The sequence below is a fragment of the Streptomyces sp. NPDC030820 genome, from assembly GCF_055572075.1.
In genome coordinates, this window is record NZ_JBVIEB010000009.1 from 371,320 (window position 1) to 386,999 (window position 15,680).

A 15,680-nucleotide genomic window follows, 5' to 3' on the forward strand; every position below is an offset into this window, starting at 1 on the left:
TCCGCCCCGGCCACCCGGTGCCTTCACCTGCCTTTCAGGGGTATCCGGCCTGCTGTTACTTCGAGGAGCTCAGCAGCAGGTAGTCGTACATGCCGAGGTACGCCTGCGTCACCGTGACGTTGGTCGCGGACGTGGGCCTGATCAGCAGGTTCTTGCGGTAGATCAGCGGAACGACCGAGCCGTTGTCGGCGACCATCTTGTCGATGTCGCCCCAGGCCTTGGTGCGGGCCGCGGAGTCGGTGTTGCCGATGGCCGCCTTCAGAGCGGCGTTGATCTTCGGGTCGTTCAGCTCCATCAGGTTGTTGCCGCCCGAGGGCTTGATGGCGCTGCCGTCGATGATCTGGTCGAGGAAGCCGTAGCCGGTCGGCCAGTCGGCGCCCCACGCCATCATCATCATGCCGAGCTTGTGCTGGTGGACGTAGCTCGGGACACCGGCGAAGTTGGAGAAGTACTTGCCGGACGGGAACTGCTTGATGTCGACGTTGATGCCGGCGGCCTTCAGCGAGTTCTGGATGGCCGTGGCGCCCGCGATCTCGGCGGGACGGTCGGAACGGGCCGTCAGCGTGGTGGAGAAGCCGTTCGGCTTGCCACACAGCTTCAGCTCGGCCTTGGCCTTGGCCACGTCACCCTTGTGGCCCGCCGTCGGGTACGCGTCGAACTTGGTGTAGCCGTTGACGGACGGCGGCAGCAGCGTGGTGGCCACGTCGCCCTTCGGCGAACCGCCCATGGCGTCGATCACCGACTGCTTGTCGACCGCCCACTGCACGGCCTTGCGGCAGTGCACGTTGTCGAACGGCGCGACGTGCAGGTTCAGCGCCATGTAACCGGTGGCGCCGGCGTAGGAGTTGTCCGTCTGCTTGGCGTACTTGCCGTTCAGGATCTTCGGCTGGGTCTGCGGCTGCACACCGGCGCCGGCGATGTCGGCCGTGATCTTGTCAGCCATCAGGTCGTTGTCGATCGAGACCGGGTTGACCTTGAACTTGACGTTGATCTTGTCCGGCAGGGCCTTGCGGATCGGGTCCGTCTTCGGGTCCCAGTTCGGGTTGCGGACGAGGGTGGCGCTGGCGCCCTCCTCGTACGACGAGAACTTGTAGGGGCCGGAGGACACGATGTGCTGGACGTACTTCGCACCGGTGTCCTTCGCCTGCGGCACGGGGGCCGTCTGGGAGAAGGTCGCCAGGTAGTCGAAGTCGGCGAACGGCTGGTTCAGGTGGAAGACGATCGTGCGGTCGTCCGGGGTGGCGATGGAGTCCAGGCCCTTCTTGTCCTTGTAGGGGCCCTTGTACTTGTCACCGCCCTGCAGGTACGCCTTGAAGTACGTCGGGCCGTTGGACAGGGCCTCGGGCGCGAAGTTGGAGCGCTCGATCGCGTACTTGACGTCCTTGGACGTGATCGGGGTCCCGTCCTCGAACTTCAGGCCCGAACGCAGGTGGTACGTCCAGGTCTTGGCGTCCTTGCTGGGCGTGCCCAGGGACTCCGCGAGGTCCGGGACGACCGCGAGGCCGTCCTTGCCCGCGGCCGGCTTGAACGTGACGAGCGTCCGCGCGTACAGGCGCGAGAAGTTCTGCACGAAGCCGTAGTAGGTGTTGCCCGGGTCCAGGGAGTCCGGCACGTCCGAGTCTTCCAGGTTGACCGTGCCCCCCTTCTTGCTCGACGCGTTGACGATGGAGTCCAGCGCCGCGTCCTTCGTTCCGTTGCCGCCACTGCTGCTCTTGCCGCTCCCGCCGCCGCACGCGGCAGCGCCCAGGGAGAGCACCGTGACCGATGCCACGGCGGCGATAACCCTTCTCGTCTTCACGTTGAGGAAGACCCCCTCTATCGATGGATCACTTGCTGCGAGGGTCGAGCGCATCACGCAGCCCGTCACCCAGCAGGTTGAAGGCCAGGACGGTGATGAAGATCGCCAGTCCGGGCACGAACATGTACTGCGGATCTGCGGTGTAGAGATCCACGGCGTTGCTGAGCATGCCGCCCCAGGAGGCCTGCGGCGGAGCGATGCCGACTCCGAGGAAGCTCAGCGCGGCCTCGAAGAGGATGTTCGTCGGGATGATCAGCGTCGAGTAGACGAGGATCGGCGCGACGAGGTTGGGAAGCAGCTCCCGGAACAGGATGTACGGGCCGCGGGCTCCCAGGCTGGTGGCGGCCTCGACGAATTCCCGCCTGCGCAGGGTCATCGTCTGAGCGCGCACGATACGCCCGATGTACGGCCAGCTGAAGAAGCCGATCACGAAGATCAGCACGGAGATCCGCAGCGGCAGACCGTTGAGCCCGAAGAAGCCGTCCTGCACCGAGGCCGAGATGGCGATGGCGAACAGCAGCAGCGGGAACGCCAGGAAGGTGTCCATGAGCTTGCTGATGAGGCTGTCGACCCAGCCGCCGTAGTAGCCGGCGATGACGCCCAGCACGGTGCCGATGACCACCGAGAGGAGGGTGGCACCACCGGCGACCAGGAGGGAGACCCACGAGCCGTCGATGATGCGGGCGAGCATGTCGCGGCCGTACTGCGGGTCCACGCCCAGCGGGTGGGCCCAGCTCATACCGCCGAAGCCGCCCTTGGGCGCGAGGAGCGCCGGGTCGATGAGGTCCTGGTGGAACTTGTCCGGGTCGAGCCCGAAGATCCACTCGATCGGCTTGGCGAGCACCGCCATCAGCACGAGCAGGACGACGACGACCCCGCCCGCCACGGCCAGCTTGTCCCGCTTGAACCGGGTCCAGGCGATCTGGCTGAGTGAACGCCCTTCGATCTGGCTCTTCTTGGCCCCGGCGAGCACAGACTCGGGAGGCGCTCCGGCCTCTGCCCCGGTGGTCTCGATCGGTGCGGTCACAGTTGACCTGACCCCTCTCGCCGGTGGTGACCGGCCTTTGTCCGCCGCTGTGGGCGGCTTGGTTCACTTACCTGCGCCGGCCGCACGTGGGTGACGGCCCAGAGAGCCAGCTGTTCCTGTGACTGGTTTCGATCACAGAATCGATGGCCTCGCGTCTTGAGAGGCGAGTCTTCAACGCGCTCTCGATCACGCGCCAGGCCTGATGGAGAAAGTATGCGTAAACGTGATGCCGCCTAGGGGATTCCGTTATCCGAACAGGGAAGATCGCCTGTCGGACGCGGACATCGAGGGACACTTCGACCTAATCGGACACACAAACCGGGCAGTTGAGACCGATGAAGGCCGCCGGACACGCCTTCGTGACCGGCGTCACATCGGCCGGGTGCTCAGTAGGGCCTCGGGCTCGTGTACCCGTATCCGGGGTCGGCCGCGGGCGCCGGTGCCGCATGGGCCTCGCGGTCGTAGAACGGGCGGGCGTTGGCCCGCATCCACATCACGACCGGGTCGTGGTCGTCGGTCATCGCGACGGTCGACACCGGCAGGCCCTCCGGGACCGCGCCGACGGACTGCTGCATCATCGCGCGCACCGAGTCGACCGCGGCCGGGGAGGTGTCGTACACGTCCAGACCGATGGCGAGGTACGGCGCGCCGAGCGCCGGCTGCACCCAGGCGCGGCGCAGGGAGCGCAGGGCCGGGGTGCGGTGCGCGTTCTGCGCGAGGAGGGCGTAGAACTGCGGGACCTCGATGCCGGGTTCGGTCAGCCGGAGGGGGCCCGCGGGCTGGCGGTCCAGGCCCGTGGCGATGCGGCGCAGATCCAGCCAGGGAATGCCGACCCCGCCGCCCGGGGCGTGCGGGTTGAGCCAGAGGCCGTAGTGGTCGGGATAGAGGGTGCGGGCCACGTCGAGCCCGTCGACGACCTCGTAGGACCGGTTCCAGCCACTGGCCGAGAGTTCCTGGGCGGAGGTGACGCAGGGGGCGTACTGGAAGCCGTCGACCTCCATGTTCCCGTACTGGGCGTCCGGGGAGCCGGCCTGGCCGTGCCACAGGAGCATCCAGATCTGGCCGGAGGACGGGGTGGCGAGGGCGCGGAGCAGGGCCTCGTAGGCGTCGTAGCGGCCGGGGGTGACCTGGCGCAGCGTGTGCTCCACGCTGACGCTGCCGCTGTGGCTCGCGCTCACCTGTCGTGCCCTTCTTTTTGTGCCCCGGTGTTGGGAGACAGCTTATGCGCCTGGTGGCTCGGGACCCCGGGTGCATGGGCGGGTGCGGGTGCGTGGGTGGTACTCGCGCCCACGCCGTGGAGCCGCATATCGATACGCCCCGCGCCCCTCGGGTTGGCTGCCCCTCGCGTCGGCTTCTAGTGGCCGTACTGGTAGAAGGGCCGGACGTTCGACTTCAGCCATTCGGCCACCGGGTCGTCCGTCACGTCCAGGAGGACCAGGTTGACCGGCCACTTGACCGGAACTTTGCCGAGGGCCCGGCCCAGGGCCTGGAGGGGCTGGGCGCGGAAGTCGCCCTCCCACTGGGAGAGTTCGACGCCGACGAACATCGCCGGCTCGTCCGTCTCTATGGCGGCCAGGCAGCGGCGGGCGGTGAGGACCACGCCGGTCCCGGCGAACTCGGCGGACGCGGCGGAGAGGAAGTCGACCGGGTCGTCCTGCCAGTCCGGCTCGAAGAGGCGGACCCGGGCGCCGGAGTTCGGGCCGTCGAGGGGCGTACGGCCGGCCCGGCACAGCTCGGCCACCGCCGCCGGCGGGAGCGGGATGCCGACCAGGGCGTCGGGGTTCACCGCGATGCCGACCTGCGCGGGCAGGCCGCGGGCGAACTCCACGGCCGGGGCGATGGTGTACGGCATATGGGAGCCGGCCGCCTGGCGCAGCTGCTCCTCGGAGCTGAACACCGGGACGTACGCCTGGCCGTCGATGTCCAGCGTGGGCAGGTCGAGCGGGCCGCTGTCCGGGCCGCCGCCGCTCGGCAGCGGGATCCAGAGCAGGCTCCGGCCCAGCACCTCGATGATCCGGCCGGCCGCGGCGGGTATGCCGAGGGAGGCCGAGAGCACCTCCTCCAGCTCGTTGCCGGGCCAGCCGCCGTGCGGCTGGGGGTGCGCCTGTGCCGGGAAGTCCGCGGGAATGTCCGCCGGGAAGTCCATCTGCCTACCGCCTGCTGGGAACCACTGCTGTGACCATGAAGGCTAGCGGGTGGCTGTGACAGTGCCTCACCTTGTGAAGGTGATCCGCCGCAGGGCGTCCGCCGCCGGCCGGTCCAGCAGCACGGCCGCGCCGCAGCCGGCGGGCAGTTCGCCGCGTTCGACCGCGTCGAGCAGCCGGGCGGTCGTACGGCGGTGGCGGCGGAAGGCGTAGCCGGAGACGCCCCGGCCGCGCTCGCGCTGGCCCTCGCGCGCGGTCTCGGGGGTGACGTCGAGCAGAAGCAGATGGAGGGTGCCGCCGCGGCGGCGGGCCTCCCGGGCGAGCCAGGCGCGCACCCAGGACTGGGTGCCGCAGTCGTGCACGACGACGCCCTCGCCGGTGCGCAGGGCGCGGCGCAGGCCGGCGTAGTGGGCGAGGCGGACCAGGGGGCGGTAGAGGGCGTAGGGGAGGAAGGCCGGCAGGCGGGCCGCCCAGCGGTCGCGGGTGTGCTGGGAGTCGATGCGGGGGCCGGTGACCGCGCGCTGCATCAGGGTCGACTTGCCGCTGCCGGGCAGGCCGGTGATCACGGCGAGATCGCGGGGCCCGAAGGCCAGGGCCCGCGGGCCGCGGCCGGCCCGGTCCCGCAGGTCGCGGACGACCGGGGCCGGGGCGGGACGCTGCCTCGGCACCGCGATGCCGGTGGTGGTGGCGGTGGCGTACACCGGGGTCCTGTTCACCGTGATCGTCCTCCCCTGTCGGCCCGGTAATCTTCATTCCCCGACCGCGCAAAGAGAAGGTAATGGACGATGTCACCGGCGGGGTCCGGGTCCTGCCACAGGTCGGTTACAAAAGCCCGCTCGCCGTGCGATGATGTGGCCGCCAACTGCATACCGGCCGCTTGAATCCGCGCGGGAGAGTTCCCAGCAGCCTTCGCTGGGACGCCGAAGGAGCAAGTCCCTCCCTTGAATCTCTCAGGCCCCGTTACCGCGCGGGCGAGGCACATCTGAAAAGCGGGCCGCTGTGTCAGTGGCTCCACCCAAGGTGCAAGCCGTGATCGTCCCTGTGGCGGTCCTGGCGAACCTCTCAGGTTCCGATGACAGATGGGGAGGAACGTTCCTCGCCTGTCATTCCTTGGGAGACGACCGACCGATGAGCAGTACCGAACTCCGTCACACCGCGCTCGATGCCCTGCATCGCTCGCTCGGTGCGACGATGACCGACTTCGCCGGCTGGGACATGCCGCTGCGCTACGGCTCAGAGCGCGACGAGCACATCGCCGTGCGGACGAAGGCGGGTCTCTTCGACCTCTCCCACATGGGCGAGATCACCGTCACCGGCGCCGAGGCAGCCGCCTTCCTGAACTACGCCCTGGTCGGCAACATCGCCTCCGTCGGCGTGGGCCGCGCGCGCTACACCATGATCTGCCAGGCCGACGGCGGCATCCTGGACGACCTGATCGTCTACCGGCTCGCCGAGACCGAGTACATGGTCGTCGCCAACGCCTCCAACGCCCAGGTGGTGCTGGACGCGCTGACCGAGCGCGCCGCCGGCTTCGACGCCGAGGTGCGCGACGACCGGGACGCGTACGCGCTGATCGCCGTCCAGGGCCCGGAGTCCCCCGGCATCCTGAAGTCCCTCACCGACGCCGACCTCGACGGCCTGAAGTACTACGCCGGCCTGCCCGGCACGGTCGCCGGCGTCCCGGCCCTGATCGCCCGCACCGGCTACACCGGCGAGGACGGCTTCGAGCTGTTCGTGAAGCCCGAGCACGCGGTCGAGCTGTGGCAGGCGCTGACCAAGGCCGGCGAGGGTGTCGGTCTGGTCCCGTGCGGCCTGTCCTGCCGGGACACCCTGCGCCTGGAGGCGGGCATGCCGCTGTACGGGCATGAGCTGAACACCTCCCTCACCCCCTTCGATGCCGGGCTCGGCCGGGTGGTGAAGTTCGAGAAGGAGGGCGACTTCGTGGGGCGCGAGGCGCTCACCGAGGCCGCCGCCAGGGCCGAGGAGAACCCGCCGCGCGTCCTCGTCGGGCTGATCGCCGAGGGCCGCCGGGTGCCGCGCGCCGGGTACGCCGTCGTCGCCGGCGGCGAGGTGATCGGCGAGGTCACCTCCGGCGCCCCCTCCCCCACCCTGGGCAAGCCGATCGCCATGGCCTACGTCGACGCGGCGCACGCGGCGCCGGGCACCGAGGGCGTCGGCGTGGACATCCGGGGCAGCCACGAGCCGTACGAGGTCGTGGCGCTGCCGTTCTACAAGCGACAGAAGTAGACACTGGGCGCGGTCACCGTGTGACCCCGCGCACGTTTCCGCTGCTCACCAGCGGCTTCAGCAGTCCCCCCTTCATCAGCACTCCCGCGCGTACAGGAGAATTCAGGCCATGAGCAACCCCCAGCAGCTGCGCTACAGCAAGGAGCACGAGTGGCTGTCGCCCGCCGAGGACGGCGTGTCGACGGTCGGCATCACCGAGTTCGCGGCCAACGCGCTCGGCGATGTCGTCTACGCCCAGCTCCCCGAGGTCGGCTCCACCGTGACCGCGGGCGAGACCTGCGGCGAGCTGGAGTCCACCAAGTCGGTCTCCGACCTGTACTCGCCGGTCACCGGTGAGGTCACCGAGATCAACGAGGACGTCGTCAACGACCCGTCGCTGGTCAACTCGGCCCCCTTCGAGGGCGGCTGGCTGTTCAAGGTGCGCGTCGCGGAGGAGCCGGCCGACCTGCTCTCCGCCGACGAGTACACCGCCCAGAACGCCGGCTGAGGAGTCGTAGCCGTATGACCGTCCTGAACACGTCCCTGCACGAGCTGGACCCGGAGATCGCCGCCGCGGTCGACGCCGAGCTCGGCCGCCAGCAGTCCACGCTGGAGATGATCGCCTCCGAGAACTTCGCGCCGCTCGCGGTGATGGAGGCGCAGGGCTCCGTCCTCACCAACAAGTACGCCGAGGGCTACCCGGGCCGCCGCTACTACGGCGGCTGCGAGCACGTCGACGTCGCCGAGCAGATCGCGATCGACCGGATCAAGGAGCTGTTCGGCGCCGAGTACGCCAACGTCCAGCCCCACTCCGGCGCCTCCGCCAACCAGGCGGCGCTGTTCGCGCTGGCCCAGCCCGGGGACACCATCCTCGGCCTGGACCTCGCGCACGGCGGCCATCTGACCCACGGCATGCGCCTCAACTTCTCCGGCAAGCAGTTCAACGTGGTCGCCTACCACGTGGACGCCGTAACCGGCCTGGTCGACATGGCCGAGGTCGAGCGGCTCGCCAAGGAGCACCGCCCGAAGGTGATCATCGCGGGCTGGTCGGCGTACCCGCGCGAGCTGGACTTCGCCGCCTTCCGCCGGATCGCGGACGAGGTCGAGGCCTACCTGTGGGTCGACATGGCGCACTTCGCGGGCCTGGTCGCGGCCGGTCTGCACGCGAACCCGGTGCCGTACGCCGACGTGGTCACCTCCACCACGCACAAGACGCTGGGCGGTCCGCGCGGCGGCATCATCCTCGCCCGCAGCAAGGACTTCGCGAAGAAGCTGAACTCCTCCGTCTTCCCGGGCTTCCAGGGCGGTCCCCTGGAGCACGTGATCGCGGCGAAGGCGGTCTCCTTCAAGGTCGCCGCCTCGGAGGAGTTCAAGGAACGCCAACGTCGTACCGTGGAGGGTGCCCGTATCCTCGCCGAGCGCCTGACGGCGGCCGACGCGCGTGAGGCCGGGGTGAACGTCCTGTCCGGCGGCACGGACGTGCACCTCATCCTGGTCGACCTGCGCGAGTCGGAGCTGGACGGGCAGCAGGCCGAGGACCGCCTCCACGAGGTCGGCATCACGGTCAACCGCAACGCGGTCCCGAACGACCCGCGTCCCCCGATGGTGACGTCGGGCCTGCGGATCGGTACGCCCGCCCTCGCCACCCGCGGCTTCACGGCCGAGGACTTCGCCGAGGTCGCGGACGTGATCGCCGAGGCGCTGAAACCGTCGTACGACGCGGAGGCCCTCAAGGCGCGCGTGAAGGCGCTCGCCGACAAGCACCCGCTGTACCCGGGCCTGAACAAGTAGACCCGGACAAGCAAGTCCCCGGTGGGGCGCCCGACGGAGATCCCGGAGGGTGCCCCGCCACCCCCCCGTCTTGAGGAGTGACCGTGGCCATCTCGGTCTTCGACCTGTTCTCGATCGGCATCGGCCCGTCCAGCTCCCACACGGTGGGCCCGATGCGCGCGGCGCGGATGTTCGCCCGCCGCCTGCGCAACGAAGGGCTGCTGGAAAAGACCGCCACCGTCCGGACGGAGCTGTACGGCTCCCTGGGCGCGACCGGACACGGCCACGGCACCCCGAAGGCCGTCCTGCTCGGCCTGACCGGCGACTCGCCGCGCACGGTGGACGTGGAGACGGCGGACGCGCGGGTGGAGGCGATCAAGGCCGAGGGCCGGATCAGTCTCCTGGGCGAGCACGAGATCGCGTTCGACTTCGACAAGGATCTCGTGCTGCACCGCCGCAAGGCCCTGCCGTACCACGCCAACGGCATGACGCTGTGGGCGTACGACGCCTCCGGCGCGGAGCTGTTGTCGAAGACGTACTACTCGGTCGGCGGCGGCTTCGTCGTGGACGAGGAGGCGGTCGGCGCGGACCGGATCAAGCTGGACGACACGGTCCTGAAGTACCCCTTCCGCACGGGCGACGAGCTGCTCCGCCTGACGAAGGACACCGGCCTGTCGATCTCCTCCCTGATGCTGGAGAACGAGCGGGCCTGGCGCACGGAGGAGGAGATCCGCGCGGGCCTGCTGGAGATCTGGCGGGTGATGCGCGAGTGCGTCCGGCGCGGCATGTCCCGTGAGGGCATCCTGCCCGGCGGCCTGAAGGTGCGCCGCCGCGCGGCCGTCTCCGCCCGGCAGCTGCGCGCCGAGGGCGACCCGCTGGCCCACGCCATGGAGTGGATCACGCTCTACGCGATGGCGGTGAACGAGGAGAACGCGGCCGGCGGCCGGGTGGTGACCGCCCCCACGAACGGCGCGGCCGGCATCATCCCGGCGGTCCTGCACTACTACATCAACTTCGTCCCCGGCGCCGACGAGGACGGGGTGGTCCGCTTCCTCCTCGCCGCCGGCGCCATCGGCATGCTCTTCAAGGAGAACGCCTCCATCTCCGGCGCCGAGGTCGGCTGCCAGGGCGAGGTCGGCTCCGCCTGCTCGATGGCCGCGGGCGCGCTGGCCGAGGTGCTGGGCGGCTCCCCGGAGCAGGTCGAGAACGCGGCCGAGATCGGCATGGAGCACAACCTCGGCCTGACCTGCGACCCGGTCGGCGGCCTGGTCCAGATCCCGTGCATCGAGCGCAACGGCATGGCCGCGGTGAAGGCGGTCACCGCGGCGAAGATGGCCATGCGCGGCGACGGCTCCCACAAGGTGTCCCTGGACAAGGTCATCAAGACCATGAAGGACACCGGCGCGGACATGTCCGTGAAGTACAAGGAGACGGCGCGGGGCGGGCTGGCGGTCAACATCATCGAGTGCTGACGCTGTCAGGTCCGGGCCAGCAGCAGGTCCTCCCCGGTTGACGGGCGCAGGCCGTCGGTGCGGCCGGTGAAGTAGCGCTCGGCGTGTGAGGCGCCCGGGATGTGGTGGGCCTCCCTGAAGCCGGCCTCGTGGGCCAGGGTCAGCATCTCGTCGGGGGTGTAGAAGCTGAGGAACGGCGTGCCGGATGCCCGGGCGCCCGCCTCGCTCGCCTTGAGGCCGGCGCGGTCGGCCTCGGCCACCAGGTCCTCCGGCAGCAGGAAGGTCATGGCGAGGGTCGAGCCGGGGGCGAGCCCGGCGAGTTGGCGCAGGGTGGCAGCGGTGGCGTCCTTGGTGAGGTACATCGTGACGCCGGACGAGGCGACGACCGCCGGCCGGCCGGGGTCGAATCCGGCCGCGGTGAGCTGCTCCGGCCAGGTCCCGGCGCTCGCCTCGAAGTCGACCGGCACCAGGTGCAGCCGGTCCGGGATGCCGTAGCCGAGTTCGGCGAGGCGCCGACGCTTGAAGTTCTGCGTGCCGGGCTGGTCCACCTCGAAGACGTGCAGCCGGGACGCGGTCTCCGGTCTGCGCTGGGCGAAGGTGTCGAGGCCGGCGCCGAGGAGGACGTACTGGTCGACGCCCCGGTCCGCCTGCTCGGCGACCAGGTCCTCGATGAAGCGGGCGCGGGCCACCATGGCGGCCCGGAATCCGCGGGTGCCCTGCGGGTCCATGTCCGGGCGGTCGCGCCAGCCGTCGCCGGGGGAAACGAGCCGCAGACCGATCTCGTCCTCCAGGACATGGGGCGGCGGATCGACCTGGACGTGCATCGCCCGCCACAGGGCGCACCGCACGGCGGTGTTGTCCGGTGTCCCGCCTCGCTCGTCGGTCATGGCGCCGCTTCCCGTCCCCGTCACTTCGCCGCGGGGGCCTGGAGGCTCCACAGCCGCCCGTCGGGGTCGCGGACCGTCATCATCCGGGTCCCGAAGTGGGTGTCCTCGAACGGCGTGACCACCTCGACTTCGGGATCGGCGCGGAACGCGTCCGCGTCCGGCACCCTCAGCACGATCTGTGTCCGCGGCGCACGGTCCTCGGGGACCTCGGCGATGAACACGTACGGCCCGTCGCCGATGCGGAACTGGCCGGAGTTGTGGTCGGTCGCGAACTCCAGCTCGTAACCGAGCGCCTGGAAGAACTTCGCCGCCCTGCCCCAGTTGTGGGTCTCCAGGAACACGGCCTCGATGCCTTCGGTCGCCATGTCAGCTCTCCTTCTCGGTCGACTGCTGTTCCTGCCCATGGGCGTCGTCGAGGTAGGCGCGCAGCGCTTCTGCGACCAGTGCCGACAAGGACATGCCCGACTCGATGGCGCGGTACTTGACCTGCTTGATCAGTCCGATCGGCAGGTACACGTTGAACTGCTTGACTTCCTCATCACCCACACTCCGAGGCTAGCATGCTAGCAATCTAGCCGCCAGCGGTGACGGGCCACGCGACGGCCGGAGAGTGGCCGATGTTCCTCCGGGGGCTACCGCGCAGTAACCGCTCGCTCTTACGCTGCCGCCAACTCGGCGACAACAAAAGGGAGTTGAGCAATGGGTGCGGTGAGACGGCTGGCGGCGCTCGTGGGTGCCGGTGCTCTGCTGATGGTGGGGCCGGGCAACGCCCACGCGGCGGCGCCGAAGTTCTCCGAGACGACGGCGATCGGCACGCACAACGCGTACGACAAGGCCAAGTACACCTACTTCGCACAGGCGCTGGACTCCGGCGCCTCGCTGCTGGAGCTGGACGTGTACGTGGACAGCATCAGTCACCGCTGGCGGGTCAGCCACAGCAATCCGCTGGGCGACGACAACAACTGCGAGGCGGCCAAGACCCCGAGCGAGCTGTACAGCAAGAACCGCAACCAGGACTTCGGCAGCTGCCTGGACAACATCGCGGCCTGGAACCAGCTCCACCCCGACCACCCGCCGATCGTCTTCAAGATCGAGATGAAGGTCGGCTTCAACAACAACGCCGGGCTCGGGCCGGACGAGTTCGACACGCTGATCCACCAGAAGCTCGGCAGCAGCGTCTACAAGCCGGCCGACCTGCTGGGCGGCACCTACAGCACGCTGGACGCGGCCGCCAGGGCCAACGCCTGGCCCAGCCGCGACTCCCTCAAGGGCAAGTTCATCTTCGAGGTGATCCCCGGCACCGTGGAGATGAACAACCCCTTCGACCACTACTGGACGGACCAGGAGTACGGCGACCATCTGCGCGACCTGTACGGGGCCGGGAACATCTCACAGGCCGAGGCCTTCCCGGCGGTGCTGGGCGCGGCGAACGGCGACCCGCGCTCGGCCCGCTGGAGCTCGGACACCTCGATCCGGCCCTGGTTCGTGTTCTTCGACGGTGACGCGGCGACCTACGTGAACAACGGGTACGACACGTCGTTCTACTCCACGAACCACTACATCTCGATCATGACCGGGGCCTACAACGTCTCCCCCGCCATCTCCTCCACCGACCCGACGGACGCCGAAGTCGCCGCCCGGCTGGCCCTGCTGGCCAGGGATCACGCGAGCATCATCACCTCCGACTGGTCGGCGAAGTCCGCGTCGGTGCTGAGCGAGGTGACCACCCGAAGCTGAGGTTCCGGATGCGGGCGCAGGGGGCACAACCCCTACATGCTGCACGGCATCGACGTAAGTGCCTTCCAATCCTCCGCGTACGGCACGGACGGCCTCTCCTTCGTCTTCATCAAGGCGACGGAGGGCCGTTCGTACGTCAATCCCCGGCTCACCGCCCAGACCAAGCGGGGCCGCGACGCCGGACTGGTCGTCGGCTTCTACCACTTCCTGTGGCCCGGCAACGTCACCGCCCAGGCCGAGTACTTCGTCCAGCACGCCCCGGAACGCGCCGGCGACCTCCTGGCGGTCGACTGGGAGACCACCGGCGACGGCACTCACGCGAGCAACGCGGAGAAGGACCACTTCATCCGCACGCTGAAGGAATTACGGCCGCACAACCGGGTTCTGCTCTACTGCAATCGCGACTTCTGGCTGACCGTCGACACGACCTCCTACGCGGGCGACGGCCTCTGGATCGCCGACTACGTCACCGCCGGCCACCCCCGCATCAAGGCGCACTGGCGCTTCCACCAGTACACCAGTGAGCCCCACGACAAGGACGTGGCCGACTTCTCCAGCAAAGCCGCGCTGAAGGAGTGGGCCACGCCGTAGGGCCGCGCGGAGCTCAGCCCCGGAAGTCCGCCGGGCGTTCCGGGGAGGCCGCCGTGAGCGCCTTCTTCACTCCCTCCACGTCGGCGCGGAGGCCGTAGACGGGGGTGCCGGGCTGCTGGCGCCAGGAGTCGTCGAGGCCGCCTGCGTCGACCGTGTCGAAGCCGAGTTCGTCGATCAGGGCGCGGACCTTCGCCTTGGCCGCCTCGTCGTCGCCGGCCACCGGCAGGGCGATGCGCTCGGGGTCTCCCGCGGGGCGGGGGCGGTCCAGGATGTCCTGGGCGTAGGTGCCGTTGAAGGCCTTGATCACCGGGTGGCCGAGGTGCCCTTCGGTCCAGCGGCTCTCGGTGCGGCCCTCGTCCTCGATGCCGGCGATCCGGCCGTCGCGCTCGCGCGGGTAGTAGTTACCGGTGTCGATCACGGCCACGTCCTCGGCGGCGCCGTCCAGCAGGCCGGAGGGGAGGTTCGGGACCGCCTTGAGGGGGACGGTGACGACCACCACCTCGGCGCCCTTGGCCGCGTCCTCGGCCCGGACCGCGGTCGCTCCGGTCTCCTCGGCCAGTTCCCTGAGCGTCTCGGGGCCGCGGGAGTTGGCCACGGACACCTCGTGGCCGAGGGCGGTGAGCCTCCGGGTGAGGTTGCCGCCGATGTTCCCCGCGCCGATGATGCCGATCTTCATGACAGGCCCTCCGGGATGATTGTATGCGTGCGCATGCGTCTGTCCCGGGCGACAACCCCTTGGGCGTGGGTGCTATTCCGTCGCTGCGGCGATCGGGTGAACGCGCTCGGAGGCCCCGGTCGCGGCGAAGGGGCCCGCACCGCGGTGAGGGCCCCTCCCGGCACGTCACTTGTTCAGGTACGCCCAGAACTCGTCGAACGACAGGACCTTGTCGCCGTTGAGGTCGCGCTGCTTGATGATGGCCTCGGCGACCGACTCCGTGACGTTCCAGTCGCCCTCCTGGGCCAGGGCGGACTTGAACTCTGCGGCGGTGATGAATCCGTCACCGTCCGCGTCGATCCGCTGGAACTGCTTGCGTGCTTCCTCGATGTCCGCCACCGATCCGCCCCTTTTGGTCGTTTTTCTCATGCCGTGCTGGCGTACTGACGCTGGTCAGATTAACGGCCCGGCCAGGCCTTCAGTGCCGCGACCACCCAGGCGAACTCCTCCTGGAACTTCGGGGGCTCCTGCTCGCCCTTGATCGCGGCGGCCAACTCCCGGTAGCGGGCGACCTCGTTGCCGAGGTCGATACGGCGGAGCACGGCCGCACGGTCGGCGTCCGCACCGAGCAGTTCGGTCAGGACGGCGTCCGCCTCGGGTGAGCGCGGGGTCACTCCGCGTTCCCGTGCGGCGCCGACCAGCTCGACCAGCCGCTTGAAGAACATCGCCGAGGCGCCGGCCGGGGTGTCCGGGGTGCGGTCGGCGGCGTTGAACTCGATCATCCGGCGCATAGCGACCCGGAAGTCAGGGTTCTGCAGCAGCTCCGCCAGCTCCACCCAGGCGTCGACCTGCGCCGGGGTGGGGTCCTCCGGCAGGGCCACGCCGAGGGTCCGGGTCCGCTCCCGGATCCAGGGGTCGGCGGTGTCGAGCCCGTGGAAGATCTCCGCCACGAAGTCGTCCACGATCCGCTGCCGCTCCGCGGCCGACAGCCGCGCCAGTTTGTTCATGAGAGTCGTCTCCTGAGCCGTCGAGCCCCGCCGGGCGACCGTCGACAGCACCGCGCGGGTCACCTTCAGCGACCTGATCTGCGCGTCCAGGGCCGCGACATGGGTGGCCGCGACCTCGGCGACCGTCCGCTCCCCGGCCAGCACCTTGCGTACGTCGTCCAGGCCGAGACCCAGCTCGCGCAGGGTGCGGATCAGCTCCAGGCGGGCCACGGCGGCGCTGTCGTAGAGCCGGTAGCCGCCGGAGGACCGGGTCACCGGGGTGAGGACGCCCTCGTCGGACCAGTAGCGGATGGTGCGCACGGTCAGCCCGGTGGCCCGGGCCAGCTCGCCGATGGTGAGAAGTCCGGTGCCGTCTTCCGTCATGTCGGCGAGTCTGCGCCTTCCAGT

General features: G+C 69.7%; 17 protein-coding genes and 2 riboswitches. Of the genes, 6 read left to right on the plus strand and 11 right to left on the minus strand.

The genetic code is table 11. The features are described 5' to 3' along the window. Nucleotides 1–55: 55 nt before the first annotated feature. From ACZ418_RS26245 to ACZ418_RS26265, 5 genes are all read right to left on the minus strand, one after another. Nucleotides 56–1,798: an ABC transporter substrate-binding protein gene (locus ACZ418_RS26245; protein WP_468367281.1), complete on the minus strand. Its 1,743-nt coding sequence runs from the start codon at nt 1,796–1,798 to the stop codon at nt 56–58. 28 nt (nt 1,799–1,826) lie between these two features. Beyond that, nucleotides 1,827–2,825: an ABC transporter permease gene (locus ACZ418_RS26250; protein WP_468367284.1), complete on the minus strand. Its 999-nt coding sequence runs from the start codon at nt 2,823–2,825 to the stop codon at nt 1,827–1,829. A 386-nt stretch (nt 2,826–3,211) separates the two neighbouring features. Beyond that, nucleotides 3,212–4,003 (minus strand): enhanced serine sensitivity protein SseB C-terminal domain-containing protein, encoded by a 792-nt coding sequence (locus tag ACZ418_RS26255; protein WP_468367287.1) that lies wholly within the window; start codon nt 4,001–4,003, stop codon nt 3,212–3,214. Nucleotides 4,004–4,179: 176 nt separating this feature from the next. Next, nucleotides 4,180–4,971 (minus strand): enhanced serine sensitivity protein SseB, encoded by a 792-nt coding sequence (locus ACZ418_RS26260; protein WP_468367290.1) that lies wholly within the window; start codon nt 4,969–4,971, stop codon nt 4,180–4,182. Between the two features lie 66 nt (nt 4,972–5,037). After that, on the minus strand, nt 5,038–5,685 hold the full coding sequence (locus ACZ418_RS26265) for an AAA family ATPase (RefSeq protein WP_468367293.1): 648 nt from the start codon (nt 5,683–5,685) through the stop codon (nt 5,038–5,040). A 162-nt stretch (nt 5,686–5,847) separates the two neighbouring features. Further along, nucleotides 5,848–5,945, plus strand: a riboswitch (glycine riboswitch). Beyond that, a riboswitch (glycine riboswitch) is annotated at nt 5,946–6,058 on the plus strand. It begins immediately after the preceding riboswitch. 39 nt (nt 6,059–6,097) lie between these two features. Here ACZ418_RS26265 and gcvT point away from each other — a divergent pair. The 4 genes from gcvT (at nt 6,098) to ACZ418_RS26285 (ending at nt 10,437) form a co-directional block, all read left to right on the plus strand. Next, complete coding sequence (gene gcvT / locus ACZ418_RS26270; protein WP_468367296.1) at nt 6,098–7,216, plus strand: glycine cleavage system aminomethyltransferase GcvT; 1,119 nt, start codon at nt 6,098–6,100, stop codon at nt 7,214–7,216. A gap of 109 nt (nt 7,217–7,325) precedes the next feature. Next, nucleotides 7,326–7,703, plus strand: a complete 378-nt coding sequence (gcvH, locus tag ACZ418_RS26275) for a glycine cleavage system protein GcvH (RefSeq protein ID WP_468367299.1) — start codon at nt 7,326–7,328, stop codon at nt 7,701–7,703. A 14-nt stretch (nt 7,704–7,717) separates the two neighbouring features. Further along, nucleotides 7,718–8,986, plus strand: a complete 1,269-nt coding sequence (gene glyA, locus ACZ418_RS26280) for a serine hydroxymethyltransferase (RefSeq protein WP_468367302.1) — start codon at nt 7,718–7,720, stop codon at nt 8,984–8,986. Nucleotides 8,987–9,069: 83 nt separating this feature from the next. After that, a complete protein-coding gene (locus ACZ418_RS26285) occupies nt 9,070–10,437 on the plus strand; it encodes an L-serine ammonia-lyase (RefSeq protein WP_468367305.1) in 1,368 nt (455 codons plus the stop codon). Between the two features lie 5 nt (nt 10,438–10,442). Here ACZ418_RS26285 and ACZ418_RS26290 read toward each other — a convergent pair whose 3' ends face one another. From ACZ418_RS26290 to ACZ418_RS26300, 3 genes are read right to left on the minus strand one after another with little or no spacing between them, the layout of a single operon-like run. Beyond that, nucleotides 10,443–11,303 carry a class I SAM-dependent methyltransferase gene (locus ACZ418_RS26290; RefSeq protein WP_468367308.1) on the minus strand — a complete coding sequence of 287 codons (861 nt, stop codon included), beginning with the start codon at nt 11,301–11,303 and terminating at the stop codon, nt 10,443–10,445. 20 nt (nt 11,304–11,323) lie between these two features. After that, the gene (locus ACZ418_RS26295; protein ID WP_468367311.1) at nt 11,324–11,668 is read right to left on the minus strand and encodes a VOC family protein; all 345 of its coding nucleotides are present in this window, start codon (nt 11,666–11,668) and stop codon (nt 11,324–11,326) included. Nucleotide 11,669: 1 nt separating this feature from the next. Next, entirely contained in the window at nt 11,670–11,849 is a 180-nt protein-coding gene (locus tag ACZ418_RS26300) for a ribbon-helix-helix domain-containing protein (protein WP_055704477.1), read from the minus strand. Nucleotides 11,850–12,002: 153 nt separating this feature from the next. On the opposite strand from ACZ418_RS26300, the gene ACZ418_RS26305 reads away from it, so the two are divergent. Together ACZ418_RS26305 and ACZ418_RS26310 are read left to right on the plus strand one after the other, a co-directional pair. After that, nucleotides 12,003–13,040, plus strand: coding sequence for a phosphatidylinositol-specific phospholipase C domain-containing protein (locus ACZ418_RS26305; RefSeq protein WP_468367315.1), 1,038 nt, complete (start codon nt 12,003–12,005; stop codon nt 13,038–13,040). A gap of 36 nt (nt 13,041–13,076) precedes the next feature. After that, entirely contained in the window at nt 13,077–13,631 is a 555-nt protein-coding gene (locus ACZ418_RS26310) for a glycoside hydrolase family 25 protein (protein WP_468367318.1), read from the plus strand. Between the two features lie 13 nt (nt 13,632–13,644). On the opposite strand, the gene ACZ418_RS26315 is transcribed toward ACZ418_RS26310, so the two are convergent. The 3 genes from ACZ418_RS26315 to ACZ418_RS26325 form a co-directional block, all read right to left on the minus strand. After that, on the minus strand, nt 13,645–14,307 hold the full coding sequence (locus ACZ418_RS26315; protein ID WP_468367321.1) for an NADPH-dependent F420 reductase: 663 nt from the start codon (nt 14,305–14,307) through the stop codon (nt 13,645–13,647). Nucleotides 14,308–14,472: 165 nt separating this feature from the next. Further along, nucleotides 14,473–14,685 (minus strand): EF-hand domain-containing protein, encoded by a 213-nt coding sequence (locus ACZ418_RS26320; protein ID WP_468367324.1) that lies wholly within the window; start codon nt 14,683–14,685, stop codon nt 14,473–14,475. Between the two features lie 59 nt (nt 14,686–14,744). Next, complete coding sequence (locus tag ACZ418_RS26325) at nt 14,745–15,656, minus strand: helix-turn-helix domain-containing protein (RefSeq protein WP_468367327.1); 912 nt, start codon at nt 15,654–15,656, stop codon at nt 14,745–14,747. Between the last annotated feature and the right edge of the window lie 24 nt (nt 15,657–15,680).